This window comes from Klebsiella sp. CN_Kp073, from assembly GCF_040065495.2.
Classification (GTDB): Bacteria; Pseudomonadota; Gammaproteobacteria; order Enterobacterales; family Enterobacteriaceae; genus Klebsiella; species Klebsiella aerogenes.
The window spans coordinates 1,387,756-1,408,859 of the sequence record NZ_CM198051.1 but is presented as its reverse complement, the minus strand read 5'-3'; the positions used below and the strand labels follow the sequence as shown (position 1 = coordinate 1,408,859).

Below are 21,104 nucleotides of genomic sequence, written 5' to 3'. Positions count from 1 at the left end.
CTCCTCTGAGGGGCAGCCACAAAAAAAATCGCGGGATTATACCGCTTTTTGCGGATTGCGCCATACCCATCTTGCTTGACGTATATCAAACAAAGTGATTTATGGATTGTTACACATTATAAAACAAACAAAAAAAGCCGGAGGTTCCCCTTCGGCTTTTATATCTGGCAACGCTACGCTTGTTGGCGACTACAGGTTTTCGCCGTTACTGGCAATAACCTGCTGATACCAGGCAAAAGATTTTTTCCGGCTGCGGGCCAACGTACCGCGACCTTCGTTATCTTTATCAACAAAGATAAATCCATAGCGCTTTTTCATCTCCCCGGTACCGGCGGAGACCAGGTCGATGCAGCCCCACGGGGTATACCCCATCAGGTCGACGCCATCTTCCACCACCGCTTTTTTCATTTCGGCAATATGGGCGCTGAGATAATCGATACGATACTGGTCGTCCACGCTGCCGTCCGCTTCACGCACGTCAATGGCGCCAAAGCCGTTTTCAACGATAAACAGCGGCAGTTGATAATGATCCCAGAACCAATTGAGCGAGTAGCGCAGGCCAACCGGGTCAATCTGCCAGCCCCAATCCGATTTCTTCACGTACGGGTTGGAGACCAGGCTGGTGCTTTCGTCGTAATCCAGGTGCGGATTATCGTCAGTCGCTTTGGTGGCGAAGGACATATAGTAGCTAAAACCAATATAGTCGACACAGCCCTCTTGTAACGCCCGGCGGTCGGCGTCGGTAATATCCAGCGTAAAACCGCGGCGCGCGAAGTAGTTGAGCAGATGTTGCGGATAGCGACCGCGTACATGCACATCGGTAAACCAGTAACGACGATGCATGGCGTTCATCGCCATCATCATGTCGTCCGGCGCGCAGGTGAGCGGATAGATAGGACACATCGCGATCATACAGCCAATCTGCAGCCCCGGATTAATCTCGCGTGCCGCCTTTACCGCCAGCGCGCTGGCGACTAGTTCATAATGGGCGGCCTGGAACATCACCGGTTCACGGTCTTCGCCGGGCTGATACTTCAGGCCCGAGTTGGTAAAAGGGGCGAAATCTTCATGGAAGTTGGCCTGGTTGTTGATCTCGTTAAAGGTCATCCAGTACTTCACTTTGTGCTGATAGCGGGTAAACACTACCTTCGCGAAGCGGACAAAGAAATCAATGAGTTTACGGTTGCGCCAGCCGCCGTATTCAGTCACCAGGTGGTAAGGCATCTCAAAATGGGAGAGCGTGATCACCGGTTCGATACCATATTTCAGGCACTCGTCGAACAGCTCGTCATAGAATTGCAGGCCCGCTTCATTGGGCTCCAGTTCATCACCCAGCGGAAAAATGCGCGTCCAGGCAATTGAAGTACGGAAACACTTAAATCCCAGTTCGGCAAACAGCGCTACGTCTTCTTTATAACGATGATAAAAATCAATTGCCTCATGGTTGGGATAGTTATGACCAGGCAGTACGCCGTCGGTGATCGTACGCGGCACCCCGTGGGCGCCTGCGGTCATCACGTCAGCAACGCTAACCCCCTTCCCTCCTTCTTGCCAGCCGCCCTCAAGCTGATGCGCCGCTACCGCGCCGCCCCACAGAAAACCTTCTTTGAATCCGGACATATGCTCTCCCTTTAGACGATCGTTATTCGCTTTTCACCAAACAGAAACCGGTTTCATTGGCATAATGATCATTCAACAAAGGCGAGGCAAGCAGAAGACTGTACCCGGTTTCATTTTCGTGAACAGTATCAAATTTGCTCATCTGTAAGCCGTTTTAAATCGAGTGTAAAGCAGGCTCGCAAACGTTTGCTTTCCCTGTTAGAATTGCGCCGATTTTTCTTGCTACCGCAAACGCGTGGAGACTTCGCAGTGACCGATAAAACCTCTCTCAGCTATAAAGATGCCGGCGTGGATATTGATGCAGGCAACGCTCTCGTCGACCGTATTAAGGGCGTGGTGAAGAAAACCCGTCGCCCGGAAGTGATGGGCGGACTGGGCGGATTCGGCGCGCTGTGCGCTCTGCCGCAGAAATACCGCGAACCGGTACTGGTCTCCGGCACCGACGGCGTCGGCACCAAGCTGCGTCTGGCGATGGACCTTAAACGTCACGACACTATCGGTATCGATCTGGTCGCCATGTGCGTTAATGACCTGGTGGTTCAGGGCGCCGAGCCGCTATTTTTCCTTGACTACTACGCGACCGGTAAACTGGACGTAGACACCGCGGCAAGCGTCATCAACGGCATCGCCGAAGGCTGCTTACAGTCCGGCTGCGCGCTGGTTGGCGGCGAAACGGCAGAGATGCCGGGTATGTACCATGGTGAAGATTATGACGTGGCCGGTTTCTGCGTCGGCGTGGTAGAAAAATCAGAAATCATCGACGGCAGCAAAGTGGCTGACGGCGACGTACTGGTCGCGCTTGCCTCCAGCGGCCCGCACTCTAACGGCTACTCGCTGGTACGTAAGATTATCGAAGTCAGCGGCGTTGACCCGCAGACCACCGACCTCAACGGCAAACCGCTGGCCGACCACCTGCTGGCGCCGACCCGTATTTATGTCAAATCGATTCTGAATCTGATTGCCAATGTCGACGTCCACGCTATCGCCCACCTGACCGGCGGCGGCTTCTGGGAAAATATCCCGCGCGTACTGCCGGACAACACCCAGGCAGTGATCGACGAGTCATCCTGGCAGTGGCCGGAAATCTTCAACTGGCTGCAAACCGCCGGTAATGTCAGCAGCCACGAAATGTACCGCACCTTTAACTGCGGCGTCGGCATGCTGGTCGCGCTCCCGGCAGCCGAGGCGGATAAAGCTATCGCCCTGCTGAACGAGCAGGGTGAAAACGCGTGGAAAATCGGTTATATCAAGGCATCCGATGCCGAACAACGTGTGGTCATTGAATGAAAAACATTGTGGTGCTGATTTCCGGTAACGGCAGTAATCTACAGGCGATTATTGATGCCTGCGCCCGGAAGCAAATCAACGGCACCCTGCGTGCGGTATTCAGCAATAAGGCCGAAGCATTCGGCCTTGAGCGCGCCCGCGAGGCCGGTATTCCGGCCTTTGCGCTCTCGCCGAAAGCGTTTGATAGCCGCGAGGCCTTCGACCGCGAGCTGATGCAGCAAATCGACGCCTTTCAACCGGATTTGGTGGTGCTGGCAGGCTATATGCGCATCCTTAGCCCAGCGTTTGTTGACCACTATCAGGGGCGCTTGCTGAATATCCATCCTTCTCTGCTGCCGAAATATCCAGGGCTGCATACTCATCGCCAGGCGCTGGAAAACGGTGATGAGGAACATGGCACCTCGGTGCATTTCGTCACCGACGAGCTCGACGGCGGGCCGGTGATCTTACAGGCTCGGGTACCGGTATTTCCGGAAGACAGCGAAGATGACGTTACCGCCCGCGTTCAGGCGCAGGAGCACGATATCTACCCGCTGGTGGTGAGCTGGTTTGTTGATGGTCGCCTGCGTATGGAAGCTAACTCTGCGTGGCTGGATAATCGCAAGCTGCCGCCGCAGGGCTATGCAGCTGAAGAATAACTTGTTCTGGCCCCGGAGCAATCGCCGGGGCAACTTCCTCTCTTGTTTCCTCGCTAATTATCTCCGTTTTCCAGACATAGCGCGTTAGGGTTCCAGGCTGCCGGTAATGGGGTCGGGCGCTGATAATCAAATTCGCGCAGTGTCAGACCCGCTACGCCGTTAGCATACAGTACCGGCAAACCGCCGGGATAAGGCTCGACACCCCAAACGCGGCCGCTTTGCGGATTCATACACCAGGCGTTATCAATCCCCATCCCGGTCGGCGACATCGGATTGCACGGCGGGCGGATATCATAAAGCCCCTGCTCCGCTGCCAGGTTCAGCTTCTGGGTTAGCTGCACGCCGTCAAACAGAATGCGCCGGATCTGACCTGGCGTTTCACTATGCAGGTTTATCGCGCCTTCGCACTCGCCAACCAGCCCGCGGAACTGGATCTGTGAGATTTCGCCGGGTTCAATCGCCGGATCGCGACGGCGCGCGGAAAGGAAAACAGGGTCCGCCTCGCCCCAATGACAGGCCGGCGCGCTCACGCAATCAAAAGCAATGCTGCTAAATATCATCCGCCGTAGCCGCCCGCCGTCACGGGATATCAGGCCAATGCCGCGATTGGAGTCAAAGATAGTGCAGTTACTCACCAGCACATCTTCAATATCCCGCCAGGTTTCAGTACCAATTTTAAAGGCGCAGCTTTTCGAACGCAGCGTGCAGTTAACGATGGTTACCTGACGCAACGGTCGCTGGATGCGCTCAGGTTTATCGGTGGTTTTCAAACAGATGGCATCATCCGCCGCGCTGAAATAGCTATTGGCGATATGGACCTGCTGGCAGCTGTCGATATCCAGCGCATCGGTATTAGCCATCGTCAAATCATTGTCGACGGTAACGCCGTCAACCACCACGCCCGTGCAGGAGACCAGATGGATTGTCCACATCGGGGCATGTCGTACGGTGATATTTTCCAGCCGGACGCGACGGCAATTCTCCAGCAAAATGATCCGCGGGCGCGCCCTGGCTGGCGTGCGGTAGCCCATGGCATCAACGCCACGGGAGAACCAGCCGTCAGCGCTGCCGTAAATCTCGCCGCCGCCGCAGATGGTAATATTCTGTGCATCCACAGCATACAGAAAGGCCCGATCTGAAGATTCCGCCCGGCTCAGCGCCGTCGCCTGAGCAAAGTCATCATAGTTTTCGCTAACGATAAGCTCGGCCCCCGGCGACAGCCACAGACAGGTGTTCGACCCTATCCGCAAACCGCCAAGCGCGTACCTGCCGCAATCAACTACCAACTGGCCGCCGCCCGCCTGCGCCAGTTCGTCCAGCGCCTGTTGAAAAAGTTCGGTATCCGGCGTCACGCCATCCGCATGGGGATGGCGCTGCGAAAGATAAATGTTCATAGCATGTCCTGGAAATCAACGTATTGGCTATCTCACCATCTCTCTCGCCCTCAGCGTAGGGTCGAAATCACTACCGCGGAAATATCTGCGTACCCTTTCACATTCCCCGTCACGCTCAGAGGAAAAACGTGAGATAACGCGCATAATTTACCGGCGAAAAAAATGAAAACAGGGCCGTTATCACAGTTATTGCCCTCTTAAACCGCAGCATATGTGAGCAGCATCACGGGATTTATTTCATTTTGTCGCCATTTGGCATGCTGCTCGCAGAACGGTACGAAAAACCGACTGTCGGGATTCTCGCCCCCCTCCCCCTCTTTTACTGTGCAACCTCGCATTCCTTACCAAAGAGATACGCTCATGACGAGGACAGTGACCCCGCAACGAGAAGTCAAAACCCGCAACATCCTCTGCTGGGGGATGGGCGATATTTTCGGCAGCGGCGCGATGACCATCACCGGCCTGTGGCTGCTCTACTTTTATATCGAAGTCGCCGGGCTCTCACCCGCCGCCGCGGCCTCTATTTTCGCCATCGCCAAGATTTGGGACGGCATCACGGATCCGGTGATGGGCTACATTACCGACAACATTCGCACCCGTTGGGGACGGCGACGGATCTTCTTCATTCTCGGCGCGCCGCTATCGCTCTGTTTCGCTCTGATGTGGATAAGTGGTTTTGGCTACGCCTGGTACCTTGGTACCTATCTACTATTCAGCACCGTCTTCACCCTGCTGATGGTGCCTTACGATACGCTGCCTGCAGAGATGACCACCCGCTATGATTTGCGCTCGAAAATGTCCGGCGCGCGAATGTTATTCGCTCAGGCGACAGCCTTTCTCGCGGCGCTGATCCCCGGGCAAATCATGGCCCACGTCGCCGATAAATCGCAGGCGTTTCTCTATATCGGCATTATCTTCGCCCTGCTTTTTGCCTTGCCGTGGATCTTCGTCTGGCGCGGTACCTGGGAGCGCGACAACCTCCCGCCTCCGCAGACGCAGCAAGGTTTAGGCAAAACGCTGCGTTCGCTGTATCGGGAAATGGCCTCGACCTTCCGTCTGCGGACCTTCCGTATTCATATCATGATGTACGTCGGCGGCGCGGTGGCGCTGGATATTTTCGGCTCGCTGTTTATGCACTATATGACCTACGTGCTACGTGTCGGCACCTCGCTGGCTTCGCAGGCCATGAGTCTGATGACGCTGTTTCAGTTCTTCGCGATCCCTTTATTTACCTGGCTTTGCATCCGCGTCGGCAACGGCAACGCCTATAAGGTGGCTATCGCGCTGATCCTCTGCGCGCTACTGTGGTTCAGCCAATTGACCGCTTCTTTCAGCCATCTTTCCTGGCTGCTGCTCGGCGGCGCAATCGTGATGGGGATCGCCCGCGGCGGCACCTATCTCATCCCATGGAATGTCTACAATTTCCTGCCCGATATCGATGAAGCCTACACCGGCGTGCGGCGTGAAGGGATCTACGCAGGGGTGATGATGCTGACGCGCAAATTCTCCCAGGCGCTGGCGCTGTTTATCGTCGGCCTGGCGCTGGAAGCCTTTGGATTCACCAAAGGCGCCGAAACGCAGAATACCGCCGCGCTGAATGGCATCTGGTGGGTATTCCTCGTTGGCCCCGGTCTGCTGGCCCTACTGGCGATGTATGGCGCGTTTCGTTTCCGCTTGAGCCAGCCGCGACATCAAATCCTGATTAGCGAACTGGAGCGACTGCGCGCCGGTGGTCATCCACAGGATGCCAGCCCGCTGGCACGCGAAACCATCGAGCTATTGACCGGCCATTCACATCGCAACGATCGCTGGCAACACGCCGCCGTTTCTTCTCAAGGAAATCACTATGTCGCAGAAAAACAACCGTCCTGAATTACAGTCACTCATCGAAGCGCTAATCGGCAACTTAACCGCGATTACCGACGATAGCGGCCAGTATTTGCAACGGCTGGCGGATGGCCGGGTGGTTGACACCAAAGGTTGGGACGGCTGGGAGTGGACGCATGGCATCGCCCTGTTTGGCCTGTTTCGCTACCAGCAACTGACAGGATCGCTTCGGGCTCGTGAACTTATTGACGGCTGGTTTAGCGCCCGCTTCGCCGAGGGCACGCCGGAAAAAAACATCAATACCGCTTGCCCGTTTTTAACCCTGGCGCTGCGCTATCAACAGACGCCTCGCAGCGACTGGCGCGCCTACCTGGAAAGCTGGGGAGACGCTATATATCGCCAGATGCCGCGTACCGATGAAGGCTGCCTGCAGCACGTCACCTATGAGGCTCCCCATCATCAACAAATCTGGGACGATACGCTAATGATGGCGGTGCTGCCGCTGGCGATGCTCGGCAAAATGTTTGGTAAATCGCGCTGGCTAGAAGAGGCGAAATTTCAGTTTTTGCAGCACCTGCACTATTTAAGCGACCGCCAAAGCGGCCTGTGGTTTCACGGCTGGCATTTCAACGGCAGACACCATTTCGCCGGCGCGCTGTGGGCTCGCGGCAATAGCTGGATAACGCTGGCGATACCGGAGCTACTGGAGATGCTCGATCTCGACGAGCACGACGCCTTTTACCGCCAGTTGCAAAATACTCTGCAGATTCAGGTCAGCGCCCTTGCCCGCTGCCAGGCCGAAAACGGCCTATGGCCGACGCTGCTCAACGAGCCGGATAGTTATCTGGAAGCCTCTGCGACGGCGGGGTTTGCCGCGGGTATTTTCAAGGCGGTGCGCCTCGGCTACCTCGACGACGCGTTTCTGCCGGTCGCCGAGCGGGCCTGCCGGGGTATAATCGAACATATCTCGCCGCAAGGAGAGTTAACGCAGGTGTCGTTTGGCACAGCGATGGGCAACGACCTCGACCACTATCGTAATATCCCCCTGACCGCCATGCCCTACGGCCAGGCAATGGCGATACTGTGCCTGGTTGAAGCCCTACGTCGCACCCTTTAATGCAGTTACCTGAGCGCCGCCAGCTCGGTGCTCAGGCTATCCGCCAGATTACGTGCTCGTACAGGATCGAACATCACGTAAAACGCCGGCGAGGCCTCGCCAATCTGCTGACAAAGCGTTTCCATTTCCGATGCGCAGCGATATAACGCCTGCACGTTGATATGGCAAATTTCCCGCATGCTCCAGCTGTTTTCCACCTCTCGGGCGTAGTGCAGGGTAAAGAAGGCCTTTTGCGCATGGGTAAATAACTGGCAATAGAGCGGCAGTCCCTGCCACTCTTCACGCCACCGAAGCGCCAGCGCGGCGGGAAAATCCGCGGTGAGAGCGAACGCTTGCGCCGCTATCCCCAACTGCTGCGCGCTGGCTGCGACTTCATCTTTTTCTTGCGCGATTTGCGTGAGATTAGCCATCGACTTCTGCGGGTCATCGCGGGTGAAGTGGATATCCTGCGCCGAACCGGGTAACCAGTGGCTACGCGCCAGTTGTCCGTAAAGGCTCCACACCGCCTGGCCGTAGCTTTCAGGCAATTGGCTATGGCGATGGAAAACATGGTCACGCACATATATTGACTGGTAGAGCGTCTGCGTCGCCTGTTCAAGCAGCAACTGGAACTGCTGCGCGACATCGGCTGATGGACACCAGCCGTAACGTTGCGCCAGCCATTGCACCAGTAACTGCTGCTGATTTTTTACCGCCCCTTCACCCAGCAACTGACTACAGGCGAAGAGGTTGCATTCGCTTAGCGTCGCAGGGATCCAGTGATTATCGATACTTTCCCAACTGGTTTTACAGATAGCGCCGGTAATGCGCGGGTTGCGACTCTGACACCACAACAGTCGCCCCTGCAGCTCATCAATACGTAAAAACGGCATGACGCCCCATCCCACTTCTTCGCCGGCAAGATCGATATCGATCCATACATCTCGCGTCTGCACCGCCAACAGCGCCGGATTGTTAGGGAAAGCAGGCCAGAAACGTTCCGGCGTGAGTTTTATCGATACCGAAACCGCAGGCGGCAGCGGTTCAATCGCATCCAGCACGGCGCTGAGATCGTCATTGCTGGCAGGGAAGACACGCAGTACCAGATGCTTATTTTGCGCGGCTACCGCCTGGCTCAGGGCATTAAAGCAGCGGCGATAGAGCATCAAGCTTTGCGCCGGCTGGCGAAGACCGTCGCTTTGCCTGACCCACTGCGGGCGAGAGATCGGCAGTAAACCGTCGGTACTGGAGAGCGCGATAATCAAACCGGTGAGCGCCGGCACGCTTTGGCACACGGCGCGCACTTTGTCAGTTAACCAGCGGCTCCAGAAATCGACATCAAAACGCACCCCGCGCGGGGTATCCAGCAGTTCCGGATGCGCTAATAACAGTTCGGTGGGAAAGCTAAGTTCTTTCGCCTGCAGATAAAATCGCAACCCCTGTTCACGACAGCGCAACGCCAGGCGATTGAGATAGATACAGCGCGCTCGTTGTTGGCTCGACAAGCGGTCGTTATAGTCAAAAGGCGTATACCCCTGTGGCGAAACCAGCTTGCCAAATAGCTCGGCCTGCCCCACCACCACGGTATTAAAATCATGCTCAATTGCGTATTCAATCAACCGGCAGGCCGACGGCCAGTGCCAGATATCCTGATTGTTAAGCTCCAGCGCCCGCGTTTCCCACATCGTTTCGCCCTCCATTTCGCCCCTGACTGAACATAACGTAAGCAAACAAACGCGTCCGCTTTTTCCTGACATCCGATTGAAAGAAAACTGTCATATTGCTTTGACATAGTTGGACATTCAATGGCAAAGCTCGCCATAATGAAAAAGCGACGTCAATGATCCGGAGTGTGAGTTGTAATGGGCCAGGAAAAGCTATACATCGAAAAAGAACTCAGCTGGTTGTCCTTTAACGAGCGCGTACTTCAGGAAGCGGCGGACAAGAGTAACCCGCTTATCGAGCGCATGCGCTTCTTAGGAATTTACTCCAATAACCTTGATGAGTTTTACAAAGTGCGCTTCGCTGAACTTAAGCGACGCATTCTTATCAGTGAAGAACAAGGTAGTACCGCCCATTCACGTCATCTGTTAGGTAAAATCCAGGCCCGCGTGCTCAAGGCCGATCAGGAATTTGATGGTCTTTATAATGAACTGCTGCTGGAAATGGCGCGTAATCAGATCTTCCTGATTAACGAACGCCAGCTGTCCGTTAATCAGCAGTCCTGGCTGCGCAACTACTTCAAACAGTATCTTCGCCAGCATATTTCGCCGATTCTGATCAATCGCGAAACGGATCTGGTTCAATTCCTGAAAGATGATTACACCTATCTGGCGGTGGAGATTATCCGCGGCGATACCATTAACTACGCGCTGCTGGAAATTCCATCCGATAAGGTGCCGCGCTTTGTGAACCTGCCGCCGGAAACGCCGCGACGCCGCAAGCCAATGATTCTGCTGGATAACATTCTGCGTTACTGCCTGGATGATATCTTCAAGGGTTTCTTTGACTACGATGCCCTTAATGCATACTCGATGAAAATGACCCGTGATGCCGAGTACGATCTGGTACACGAAATGGAATCGAGCCTGATGGAGCTGATGTCCTCGAGCCTGAAGCAGCGCTTAACCGCCGAGCCGGTACGTTTTGTCTACCAGCGCGATATGCCGGACGCGATGGTTGAAATGCTGCGCGATAAGCTCTCCATCTCCAACTACGATTCAATGCTGCCGGGCGGGCGTTATCACAACTTTAAAGACTTTATCGGTTTCCCGAATGTTGGCAAGGCCAACCTGGTCAACAAACCGATGCCGCGCCTGCGCCACCTGTGGTTCGATAAATTCCGCAACGGCTTTGACGCCATCCGCGAACGCGACGTACTGCTCTACTATCCGTATCATACCTTCGAGCACGTGCTTGAACTGCTGCGTCAGGCCTCGTTCGATCCAAGCGTGTTGGCAATCAAAATCAATATTTACCGCGTCGCTAAGGATTCACGGATTATCGATTCGATGATCCACGCCGCCCACAATGGTAAAAAAGTGACCGTGGTGGTTGAACTGCAGGCGCGCTTCGATGAAGAGGCCAATATTCATTGGGCTAAACGTCTGACTGAAGCCGGCGTACACGTTATCTTCTCGGCGCCGGGGCTGAAGATCCACGCCAAATTATTCCTCATTTCACGTAAAGAAGGCGATGAGGTAGTACGTTATGCACATATCGGCACCGGCAACTTCAACGAGAAAACCGCTCGTATCTACACCGACTATTCATTACTCACTGCCGACGCGCGCATCACCAATGAAGTCCGTCGCGTATTTAACTTTATCGAAAACCCTTACCGACCCGTCAGCTTCGACTACCTGCTCGTATCGCCGCAGAACTCGCGTCGTCTGCTGTATGAAATGATCGATCGCGAAATCGCCAATGCGCAGAATGGGCAACCGTCCGGAATTACGCTTAAATTAAATAATCTGGTCGATAAAGGGCTGGTGGACAGACTCTACGCCGCCTCCAGCACCGGCGTACCGGTGAACCTGCTCATCCGCGGCATGTGCTCGCTGATCCCGGGTCTTGAGGGGATTAGCGAAAATATTCGCGTTATTAGTATCGTTGACCGTTTCCTTGAGCACGACAGGGTCTATTGTTTTGAAAACGGCGGTGATAAACAGGTGTGGTTATCCTCCGCCGACTGGATGACGCGCAATATCGACTATCGTATCGAAGTGGCCGTACCGCTGCTGGACCCGCGTCTGAAGCAACGCGTACTGGATATTCTCGATATCCTGTTCAACGATACCGTAAAAGCGCGCTATCTTGATAAAGAACTGAGTAATCGCTACGTGCCGCGCGGCAATCGTCGCAAAGTACGCGCACAGATGGCGATTTACGATTATCTCAAATCACTCGAACAACCCGATTAACCTATGCCAATAAACGAAAAAACACCTCGGCCGCAGGAGTTCGCTGCGGTCGACCTTGGTTCGAACAGTTTTCATATGGTGATCGCCCGTGTCGTCGACGGGGCAATGCAGATCATCGGTCGCCTGAAGCAGCGCGTCCACCTGGCCGATGGCCTGGATGAAAACTCGGTGTTGAGCGAAGAAGCGATTACTCGCGGACTGAACTGCCTGTCGTTGTTTGCTGAACGTCTGCAGGGGTTCTCCCCTTCCAGCGTTTGTATCGTCGGGACGCACACCCTGCGCCAGGCGGCTAACGCGGCGGATTTTCTCAAACGAGCGGAAAAAGTCATTCCTTATCCCATCGAGATAATCTCCGGTAACGAAGAAGCGCGTCTGATTTTTATGGGCGTTGAACACACGCAACCGGAACGCGGACGTAAGCTGGTTATCGACATCGGCGGCGGTTCGACTGAGCTCGTTATCGGCGAAGATTTCGAGCCCCGCCTGGTGGAAAGCCGACGTATGGGCTGCGTAAGCTTCTCGCAGGCCTATTTCGCCGGCGGCGTTATCAATAAAGAAAACTTCCAGCGCGCGCGCCTGGCGGCGGTGCAGAAACTGGAAACCCTGGCCTGGCAATTCCGTATTCAGGGGTGGAACGTGGCGCTGGGCGCCTCTGGCACCATCAAAGCAGCGCACGAAGTGCTGGTCGCGATGGGTGAAAAGGACGGATTCATTACCCCAGAACGCCTTGAAATGCTGGTCAGTGAACTGCTGAAGAATAAAAACTTCGATTCATTAAGCCTGCCGGGATTGTCGGAAGACCGTAAAGCGGTATTCGCGCCCGGTCTGGCCATTTTGTGCGGGGTATTCGACGCGCTGGCGATCAAAGAGCTGCGCCTGTCCGACGGCGCGCTGCGCGAAGGCGTGCTGTACGAGATGGAAGGTCGCTTCCGCCACCAGGATATTCGCAGCCGTACGGCCCAGAGCCTCGCAAACCAGTACAATATCGATCGCGAGCAGGCGCGCCGGGTACTGGAGACCACCACTCAGATGCTCGAGCAGTGGCAGGAGCAAAACCCGAAACTGGCGAATCCGCATCTGTCCGCCCTGCTGAAGTGGGCGGTAATGCTACATGAAGTGGGGCTGAACATTAACCACAGCGGCATGCATCGCCACTCCGCCTATATCCTGCAAAATAGCGATCTACCGGGCTTTAATCAGGAGCAGCAGATGCTGATGGCTACGCTGGTGCGCTATCACCGCAAAGCTATCAAGCTTGATGATCTGCCGCGTTTTACCTTGTTTAAGAAAAAACAATTCTTGCCGCTGATCCAACTGCTGCGTCTGGGCGTATTGCTGAACAATCAGCGTCAGGCGACGACTACGCCGCCAAAACTGACATTGAAGACGGAAGCCAATCACTGGACATTAATTTTCCCCCACGACTGGTTTAGCCAGAACGCGTTAGTGCTACTGGATCTGGAGAAAGAGCAAGAATACTGGGAAGGCGTGCCGGAATGGCTGCTGAAAATTACTGAAGAAGAAGCGTAAAGCTGACATCTTTCACTAAAACGGCCGGGTCATACGCCCGGCCGTTTTTTATGCGACGTCAGCCGCACACGCCAGCTGTTCTATCGGAACCGGCATACCAATGTCATAGCCCTGCATATAATTAATCCCCAGTGAAATCACCGCCTGGCGGATCTCCGGCGATTCCACATATTCCGCCACTACCTGCATGTTTTTGATTTGCGCTAACCGGCAAATCGACGCTACGACCTGATAATCCAGGCTACTGGTGACCAGATTACGGATAAAGCTACCGTCAATTTTCAGCATGTCGACGTTAAGCGTTTTCAGCCGCGCATAGCTGGCATAGCCGGTGCCAAAATCATCAATCGCCACCCGGCATCCCAATTCCTGCAACCGCGCGAGCGTTTGTTGCGCCTGCTCCGGATTACTGAGCGAGTGGTTTTCCGTCAGTTCAAAAATAAGCTGCCACGGCTCGATATTATAATGATGCAGCATTTCCTCGACTTCATCCGGGAAACGGCTGCGACTGACCGAGACTGGCGACAGATTGATGGCCAGACGCATGCCTGGCAACGTATGGCGATTATCGTTCATAAAAGCCAGCGTATTGTCGATAACCCAGCTGTCGATGCGCGAAGCCAGGCCAAATTCGTGCGCCGCGGACAAAAAATTATCCGGCGCAACCAGCTCGCCCTGCTCGCCAACCATGCGTAACAGGACTTCATGATAGCTATCGCCGCGCATGCCGACAATTGGCTGCGCCATCAGCCGAAAGCGATTCTGCTCCAGCGCCTGCAGGATCTGGTTCATCATGGACACGCGTTCTTTTAGCCCCTGTTGAACGTGAACGGCGCCGCGGCGCTGCACGTTTTCCGGCTGTCCGCTGGTTAACGACATGTCGGCAATATTATTCAGTTCACCGAGCAGTAAATACAGATGCTTGACCGGAGAGCGCACGTTGCAATAGCTGATCCCGACGGGCGGCTGCAGCGGAATACCATCCCAAATGAAACGGAACTGCTTAATCCGCTCATCCAGCATCACAATGCGTTTTTGATGATCGTCGCTATTCAGGCGTACCACAAGGTCATGGCCCGAAAGATGACAGACCATTTCGTTTGGCTGCAGTAGGTGACTCAAATACTCCGACAGCTGCTGCTTATACTGAATTCGCAGCATCACGCCGTAGTGCCGCCCGAGCAGCTCCAACTCTGGCATGCGTAAAAAGCACAGTACCGACCAGGTCGAGTGGTTTAGCGCCCGGCTCAGGGCGCGCAAATTTGGCATATGAACGACCGGGTCGAGAAAGGCCATTCTTCGAACCCGACGGTGGATCATCCGCTGCTGCGTCGCCAGCATTGCCATATAAGCGATAATAAAAGAGAAAACCAGGTAGCTGGAGGAGGTAATCGCCAGCTGGTTATTGTAGATGGGGGAAAATGGCAAGTAGCTGTAATGAAAATGGATGACCAGAATTAATATCGGCGGCCACACCAGGGAAATAAAACGATAACCAAAGCGCATCGCTCCCCATAACATGACCGGCATAAGTAATGACAATGTATAATTTGTGCTAAATATCGTGCTGTTGACATTTAACGGCATGAATAATAAAGCCAGTATTATTAACAATGCTATTGCCCAGACAATAATTTCCAGCGGTTTTATTTTTTGGTCGATTTGTAAACGCACCTGGGATATAAAGCCGCGTAAATGCAAAGGATTACGAATAACGCGCAGCAAAAAATAGCACAGCGGCACGCCGGTCAGACAACCGACCATCAGCGCCTGAAAAGTGATTAACGATCGTAAACTAAATGGCGTCGTCCCAACCAGCTCCGCCGCGCGCGGATGCAGACCCAGATACTCCGCAAGTTGCGAGATAATGAGAAAAATCACCGAAGGCAGCAGCATTTGCCAGAACAATCGATGCGGCATCAGGGCAACATTGCCGTGGGAAATCTGCTGGCGGCGCGGAACGAAAATACGATATCCGCCCCAGCACAGCACCGCGGGGATCAAAAAATGAAATAACACGCCGATGGCCTGCTCAAAGGTCATGCCGCGCGTAATGGTCAGCAGCAAGCCGATAACAATGCCAGGCAATGCCGCCCAGCCAAAAAATAGCATCAGGCTTAATACTAGCGCCAGCGGAAGGTAATACAGGAAGACGGTATGACCGTTAAGATTCGCGAATGTATTTGCAGCGCGCGCTAATGGCAACAACAACGTAGGTAAGACGAGCGGTAGTGCCCACCATTTATCCTGATATCGTTTGTATAGTTTAATAATACTCATAGATGCTCGACAGATTACCCCAACTCCTGCGGAGTATATTCAGACAGGCATCCAACCCGACCAGGCTAACCGCGAAAGTAATAACGATGCGGAACAGATGGTCGATTTTAGTGAGCAACAGAATCAAGCAATTGACGCAAATCAATAAACTATTTAGCTAATATTAATAAAACTTATTTTTTTGCGACCTTGTGCAACAACCAAAATCCGTGTAAATACGATGTTCATCTTATATAACATTAAGTAATGTTTTAGCTCTACGATTTTTACACCGCCGACAATTGACCCCACCGCTATACTATGACTTAATAGCCCCATTGCCCGTCTTCGGGTATACTTCAAGGAACCTTTTGTGAGTCAGGCACCCAGTATGCGTAAACGACATCGATTTAACCGTCGCATGACCCGTATCGTACTACTTATCAGTTTTCTCTTCTTCTTTGGACGCTTTGTCTACTCTTCTATCGGCGCCTGGTACCATCATCAGGGCAAGCAAGAGTCGCAGCAATCGACCATCACCATTGATGCTCCCGCGACGCCAACCACTCCAGCCCAGGAATAACGCCTACGGCCAATGTAACGGCTCTTTCGAGAACCCGCGCCCTTCCGCTTTATCTTTCTGTGACAGGGTAAGCAACTGCAGCAAAAATTGACATTCACCCGTCGCGGCGTTCTTTTAACGTTGCTGATTGACTCGACTTCATGGCGTGTTCGCTAATCGTCAGGCATCGTTTTTAATCCAGACCATATGCCCAACCGACATCAAACATCATTACGGACATAAAAAAACCCTCTGTAAACAGAGGGTTTCGTTCAACTATCAGCAGGAATTATTCCCACTCAATAGTCGCTGGCGGCTTGCCACTGATGTCGTACACCACACGGGAAATACCGTTAACTTCGTTGATGATGCGGTTGGAGACGCGGCCGAGGAAATCATACGGCAGGTGCGCCCAGTGCGCGGTCATAAAGTCGATGGTTTCTACCGCACGCAGGGAGACGACCCAGTCGTACTTACGACCATCGCCCATCACGCCGACGGAGCGAACCGGCAGGAACACGGTGAATGCCTGGCTTACTTTGTCATACAGGTCGGCTTTGCGCAGTTCTTCAATGAAGATAGCGTCCGCGCGACGCAGCAGGTCGCAGTACTCTTTCTTCACTTCGCCAAGTACGCGAACGCCGAGGCCCGGCCCCGGGAACGGGTGGCGGAACAGCATGTCGTACGGCAGGCCCAGCTCCAGACCAATCTTACGCACTTCGTCTTTGAACAGCTCTTTCAGCGGCTCAACGAGGCCCATCTTCATTTCTTTCGGCAGGCCGCCAACGTTGTGGTGAGACTTGATGACGTGCGCTTTACCGGTCGCGGAAGCGGCGGATTCGATCACGTCAGGGTAGATAGTGCCCTGCGCCAGCCATTTCACGTCTTCCAGCTTCAGCGCTTCTTCGTCAAACACTTCAACGAAGACGCGGCCAATGATTTTACGCTTCGCTTCCGGATCGTTTTCGCCCTTCAGCGCGGTCAGGAAGCGATCTTCCGCCGCAACGTGTACGATGTTCAGGCCGAAACGGTCGCCGAACATATCCATAACCTGCTCAGCTTCGTTCAGGCGCAGCAGGCCGTTATCCACGAATACGCAGGTCAGGTTTTTACCGATGGCGCGGTGCAGCAGCATCGCGGTAACGGAAGAGTCAACGCCGCCGGACAGGCCGAGGATGACTTTATCTTCACCCACCTGCTGACGAATACGCTCAACCGCGTCGTCGATGATCTTCGCCGGCGTCCACAGCGCTTCACACTGGCAGATGTCGCGCACGAAGCGCTCCAGCATACGCAGCCCCTGACGGGTGTGGGTGACTTCCGGGTGGAACTGTACGCCGTAGAAGCGTTTTTCTTCATTCGCCATGATGGCGAACGGGCAACTCTCAGTGCTGGCGACGGTCACAAAGTCGGAAGGGATAGCGGTGACTTTATCACCATGGCTCATCCACACGTCCAGCAGCGGCTTACCGTCAGCGCTCAGCGCATCTTCGATGCCCTTGATCAGCGCGCTGTCGGTCTGCACTTCCACCTGCGCGTAACCGAACTCGCGCTCGTTGGAAGCTTCAACGTGGCCGCCCAGCTGCATGGCCATGGTCTGCATGCCGTAGCATACGCCGAATACCGGTACGCCGGCCTCGAAGACGTACTGCGGCGCGCGCGGGCTGTTGTCTTCGGTAGTGCTTTCCGGGCCGCCGGAAAGAATGATGCCGTTCGGGTTGAACTCACGGATTTGAGCTTCGGTCACGTCCCAAGCCCAGAGTTCGCAATAGACCCCTAACTCACGTACGCGACGCGCAACCAGCTGGGTGTACTGAGAACCGAAGTCCAGGATAAGAATGCGATGTTTATGAATGTTATCCGTCATTGACGTTAATTCCAGAGAAGTAGCGATGATTGAATAAAAATCGCCCGGCGCGTAGCCGGGCGATGAAAATCAGGAGCCCATGCGGTAGTTCGGGGATTCCTTGGTGATCGTCACGTCGTGAACGTGGCTCTCCTGGATGCCCGCGCCGCTGATGCGCACGAACTCTGCTTTGGTACGCAGTGCGTCAATAGTACCACAACCGGTCAGACCCATACAGGAGCGCAGGCCGCCCATCTGCTGGTGAATGATCTCTTTCAGGCGGCCTTTATAGGCAACGCGGCCTTCGATACCTTCCGGTACCAGTTTGTCAGCGGCGTTATCGCTCTGGAAGTAACGGTCGGAGGAACCTTTGGACATCGCGCCCAGGGAACCCATACCGCGGTAGGATTTATAAGAACGGCCCTGATAGAGCTCGATTTCACCCGGGGATTCTTCGGTACCGGCCAGCATGGAGCCTACCATCACCGCGGCGGCGCCTGCGGCAATCGCTTTTGCGATATCGCCGGAGAAGCGGATACCGCCATCGGCGATAACCGGAATACCGGTGCCTTCCAGCGCTTCAACCGCGTCAGAAACAGCGGTGATCTGCGGAACGCCTACGCCGGTAACGATACGGGTAGTACAGATGGAGCCAGGGCCAATACCCACTTTCACCGCGCTGACGCCCGCTTCCGCCAGGGCACGAGCGCCCGCGCCGGTCGCCACGTTGCCGCCGATGATTTGCAGGTCAGGATATTTAGCGCGCGTTTCGCGAATACGCTGCAGAACGCCTTCGGAGTGACCGTGAGAGGAGTCGATCAGCAGAACGTCAACGCCTGCGGCGACCAGCGCGTCAACGCGCTCTTCGTTACCGGCGCCAGCACCAACGGCGGCGCCAACGCGCAGACGACCGTGCTCGTCTTTACACGCATTCGGTTTACGTTCCGCTTTCTGGAAATCTTTTACGGTGATCATGCCGCGCAGATGGAAGCTATCATCCACTACCAGCGCTTTTTCTACGCGTTTTTCGTGCATTTTCGCGAAGACTACTTCACGGCTTTCGCCTTCACGCACGGTGACCAGGCGCTCTTTCGGCGTCATATAAACGCTGACCGGCTGATTCAGGTCGGTAACAAAACGCACGTCGCGGCCGGTGATAATACCGACCAGTTCGTTGTCTTCGGTCACTACCGGATAACCGGCGAAACCGTTACGTTCGGTCAGTTCTTTCACTTCGCGCAGGGTGGTAGTCGGCAGAACGGTCTGTGGATCGCTTACCACGCCGGATTCATGTTTCTTCACGCGGCGGACTTCTTCAGCCTGGCGCTCGATTGACATGTTTTTATGAATAAAGCCGATGCCGCCTTCCTGGGCCAGGGCAATTGCCAGGCGCGCTTCAGTTACGGTATCCATCGCCGCGGAGAGCATAGGAATATTCAGACGAATCGTTTTCGTCAGCTGCGTGCTGAGATCGGCGGTATTCGGCAGAACGGTAGAATGAGCGGGAACAAGGAGGACGTCGTCAAACGTCAGGGCTTCTTTAGCGATACGTAGCATGGGCAATATCTCGACCAGGGTGGATAAATATTGCCGTGGCATTATACAGAGCGTAACCGATTGCATCCACCCTTTTTTGCAAATAATACTTGCGATCCCCTCTCAGCGCGTTACTATCGACTGAATAACCTGCTGATTTAGAATTTGATCTTGCTCACATGTTGCCATCTCAATCCCCTGCAATATTTACGGTCAGCCGCCTGAATCAGACGGTTCGCTTACTGCTGGAACGCGAAATGGGCCAGGTCTGGATAAGCGGCGAGATCTCTAACTTCAGCCAGCCCTCTTCCGGCCACTGGTACTTCACCTTAAAAGACGATAACGCCCAGGTGCGCTGCGCGATGTTTCGCAACAGCAACCGCCGCGTCACGTTTCGCCCGCAGCATGGCCAGCAGGTGCTGGTTCGCGCCAACATTACGCTTTACGAGCCGCGCGGCGACTACCAGATCATCGTCGAAAGCATGCAACCCGCCGGTGAAGGCCTGCTGCAGCAGAAATATGAGCAGCTCAAAGCGCTCCTGACGGCGGAAGGGTTATTCGATCAAAGTCACAAGCAGGCGCTCCCCTCACCCGCGCACTGCGTCGGCGTTATCACCTCCAAAACCGGCGCCGCGCTGCATGATATTTTACATGTGTTGAAACGCCGCGATCCCTCGCTGCCGGTGATCATCTATCCCACGGCGGTGCAAGGCGATGATGCGCCGGGGCAAATCGTGCGCGCGATAGCAGTAGCCAACCAGCGCCAGGAATGCGACGTGCTGATCGTCGGGCGCGGCGGCGGTTCGCTGGAAGATTTATGGAGCTTTAACGACGAACGGGTCGCGCGGGCGATCTTCGCCAGCCGCATTCCGGTAGTGAGTGCCGTCGGCCATGAAACCGACGTCACCATCGCCGATTTCGTCGCCGACCTGCGGGCGCCGACGCCCTCTGCGGCGGCAGAGATCGTCAGCCGCAATCAGCAGGAGCTTCTGCGTCAGCTACAGTCAGGCCAGCAGCGCCTGGAGATGGCGATGGATTACTTCCTCGCCAACCGCCAGCGCCGCTTTACGCAGTTGTTTCACCGCTTACAGCAGCAGCATCCGCAACTGCGTTTAGCGCGTCAGCAGGCCGAACTGGAACGCCTGCGTCAGCGGATGCGCTTTGCGCTGGAAAGCCAGCTCAAACGTGCCGACCAGCGCCAGCAGCGCGCCGCGCAGCGGTTGAATCAGCAAAACCCGCAGCCGCGCATCCATCGCGCGCAGTCGCGTATTCAGCAACTGGAGTATCGTCTGGCGGAAAATATTCGCGCCCGACTGAGCGAGCAGCGCGAGCGTTTCGGCAATACCGTGACGCATCTGGAAGCCGTCAGCCCGCTGGCGACGCTGGCTCGTGGCTATAGCGTCACCTCAGCCGGTGACGGCAAGGTACTGAAAAAAATCAAACAGGTGCAGGCTGGCGATGTTGTCACTACCCGGCTGGAAGATGGTTGGGTCGAAAGCGAAGTGACAACCATTACCCCGGTGAAGAAAACGCGCGCCCGCAAAAAAGTCTGATTATCCCCCCGTTTCAAGCGGGGATAACTATAC

Annotated in this window: 14 protein-coding genes; 8 read left to right on the top strand and 6 right to left on the bottom strand. The window is 54.9% G+C overall.

What is annotated here, in order from left to right:
* Positions 1–189: 189 nt before the first annotated feature.
* Entirely contained in the window at positions 190–1,620 is a 1,431-nt protein-coding gene (locus ABLV66_RS06860) for a 6-phospho-beta-glucosidase (protein ID WP_348876959.1), read from the bottom strand.
* Positions 1,621–1,869: 249 nt separating this feature from the next.
* Between ABLV66_RS06860 and purM the strand changes: the two genes are divergently transcribed.
* Positions 1,870–2,907, top strand: coding sequence for a phosphoribosylformylglycinamidine cyclo-ligase (purM, locus tag ABLV66_RS06855; protein ID WP_348876958.1), 1,038 nt, complete (start codon positions 1,870–1,872; stop codon positions 2,905–2,907).
* The gene (gene purN / locus ABLV66_RS06850) at positions 2,904–3,545 is read left to right on the top strand and encodes a phosphoribosylglycinamide formyltransferase (RefSeq protein ID WP_045392675.1); all 642 of its coding nucleotides are present in this window, start codon (positions 2,904–2,906) and stop codon (positions 3,543–3,545) included. The genes purM and purN overlap by 4 nt, the downstream gene beginning before the upstream one ends.
* A gap of 53 nt (positions 3,546–3,598) precedes the next feature.
* Here purN and ABLV66_RS06845 read toward each other — a convergent pair whose 3' ends face one another.
* Entirely contained in the window at positions 3,599–4,939 is a 1,341-nt protein-coding gene (locus ABLV66_RS06845) for a glycoside hydrolase family 28 protein (RefSeq protein ID WP_348876957.1), read from the bottom strand.
* A gap of 360 nt (positions 4,940–5,299) precedes the next feature.
* On the opposite strand from ABLV66_RS06845, the gene ABLV66_RS06840 reads away from it, so the two are divergent.
* Together ABLV66_RS06840 and bglB are read left to right on the top strand one after the other, a co-directional pair.
* Entirely contained in the window at positions 5,300–6,811 is a 1,512-nt protein-coding gene (locus ABLV66_RS06840; protein ID WP_512173933.1) for an MFS transporter, read from the top strand.
* Positions 6,786–7,883, top strand: coding sequence for a beta-galactosidase BglB (bglB, locus tag ABLV66_RS06835; RefSeq protein ID WP_047043450.1), 1,098 nt, complete (start codon positions 6,786–6,788; stop codon positions 7,881–7,883). Before ABLV66_RS06840 ends, bglB begins: the two co-directional genes overlap by 26 nt.
* Before the next feature lie 5 nt (positions 7,884–7,888).
* Here bglB and ABLV66_RS06830 read toward each other — a convergent pair whose 3' ends face one another.
* Complete coding sequence (locus ABLV66_RS06830; RefSeq protein WP_047078074.1) at positions 7,889–9,547, bottom strand: hypothetical protein; 1,659 nt, start codon at positions 9,545–9,547, stop codon at positions 7,889–7,891.
* A 177-nt stretch (positions 9,548–9,724) separates the two neighbouring features.
* Between ABLV66_RS06830 and ppk1 the strand changes: the two genes are divergently transcribed.
* On the top strand, positions 9,725–11,785 hold the full coding sequence (gene ppk1 / locus ABLV66_RS06825; RefSeq protein ID WP_047043447.1) for a polyphosphate kinase 1: 2,061 nt from the start codon (positions 9,725–9,727) through the stop codon (positions 11,783–11,785).
* Between the two features lie 3 nt (positions 11,786–11,788).
* A complete protein-coding gene (ppx, locus tag ABLV66_RS06820) occupies positions 11,789–13,315 on the top strand; it encodes an exopolyphosphatase (RefSeq protein ID WP_045392691.1) in 1,527 nt (508 codons plus the stop codon).
* Between the two features lie 48 nt (positions 13,316–13,363).
* On the opposite strand, the gene ABLV66_RS06815 is transcribed toward ppx, so the two are convergent.
* Positions 13,364–15,595, bottom strand: coding sequence for an EAL domain-containing protein (locus tag ABLV66_RS06815; RefSeq protein WP_348876956.1), 2,232 nt, complete (start codon positions 15,593–15,595; stop codon positions 13,364–13,366).
* A 370-nt stretch (positions 15,596–15,965) separates the two neighbouring features.
* Here ABLV66_RS06815 and ABLV66_RS06810 point away from each other — a divergent pair, with 370 nt between their 5' ends.
* A complete protein-coding gene (locus ABLV66_RS06810; protein ID WP_045392697.1) occupies positions 15,966–16,157 on the top strand; it encodes a YfgG family protein in 192 nt (63 codons plus the stop codon).
* Between the two features lie 268 nt (positions 16,158–16,425).
* Here ABLV66_RS06810 and guaA read toward each other — a convergent pair whose 3' ends face one another.
* Positions 16,426–18,003 carry a glutamine-hydrolyzing GMP synthase gene (gene guaA / locus ABLV66_RS06805; RefSeq protein WP_015703162.1) on the bottom strand — a complete coding sequence of 526 codons (1,578 nt, stop codon included), beginning with the start codon at positions 18,001–18,003 and terminating at the stop codon, positions 16,426–16,428.
* 69 nt (positions 18,004–18,072) lie between these two features.
* Positions 18,073–19,539 carry an IMP dehydrogenase gene (gene guaB, locus ABLV66_RS06800; RefSeq protein WP_015370334.1) on the bottom strand — a complete coding sequence of 489 codons (1,467 nt, stop codon included), beginning with the start codon at positions 19,537–19,539 and terminating at the stop codon, positions 18,073–18,075.
* Positions 19,540–19,697: 158 nt separating this feature from the next.
* On the opposite strand from guaB, the gene xseA reads away from it, so the two are divergent.
* Positions 19,698–21,071, top strand: coding sequence for an exodeoxyribonuclease VII large subunit (xseA, locus tag ABLV66_RS06795; RefSeq protein WP_047043444.1), 1,374 nt, complete (start codon positions 19,698–19,700; stop codon positions 21,069–21,071).
* The last annotated feature ends 33 nt before the right edge of the window (positions 21,072–21,104 follow it).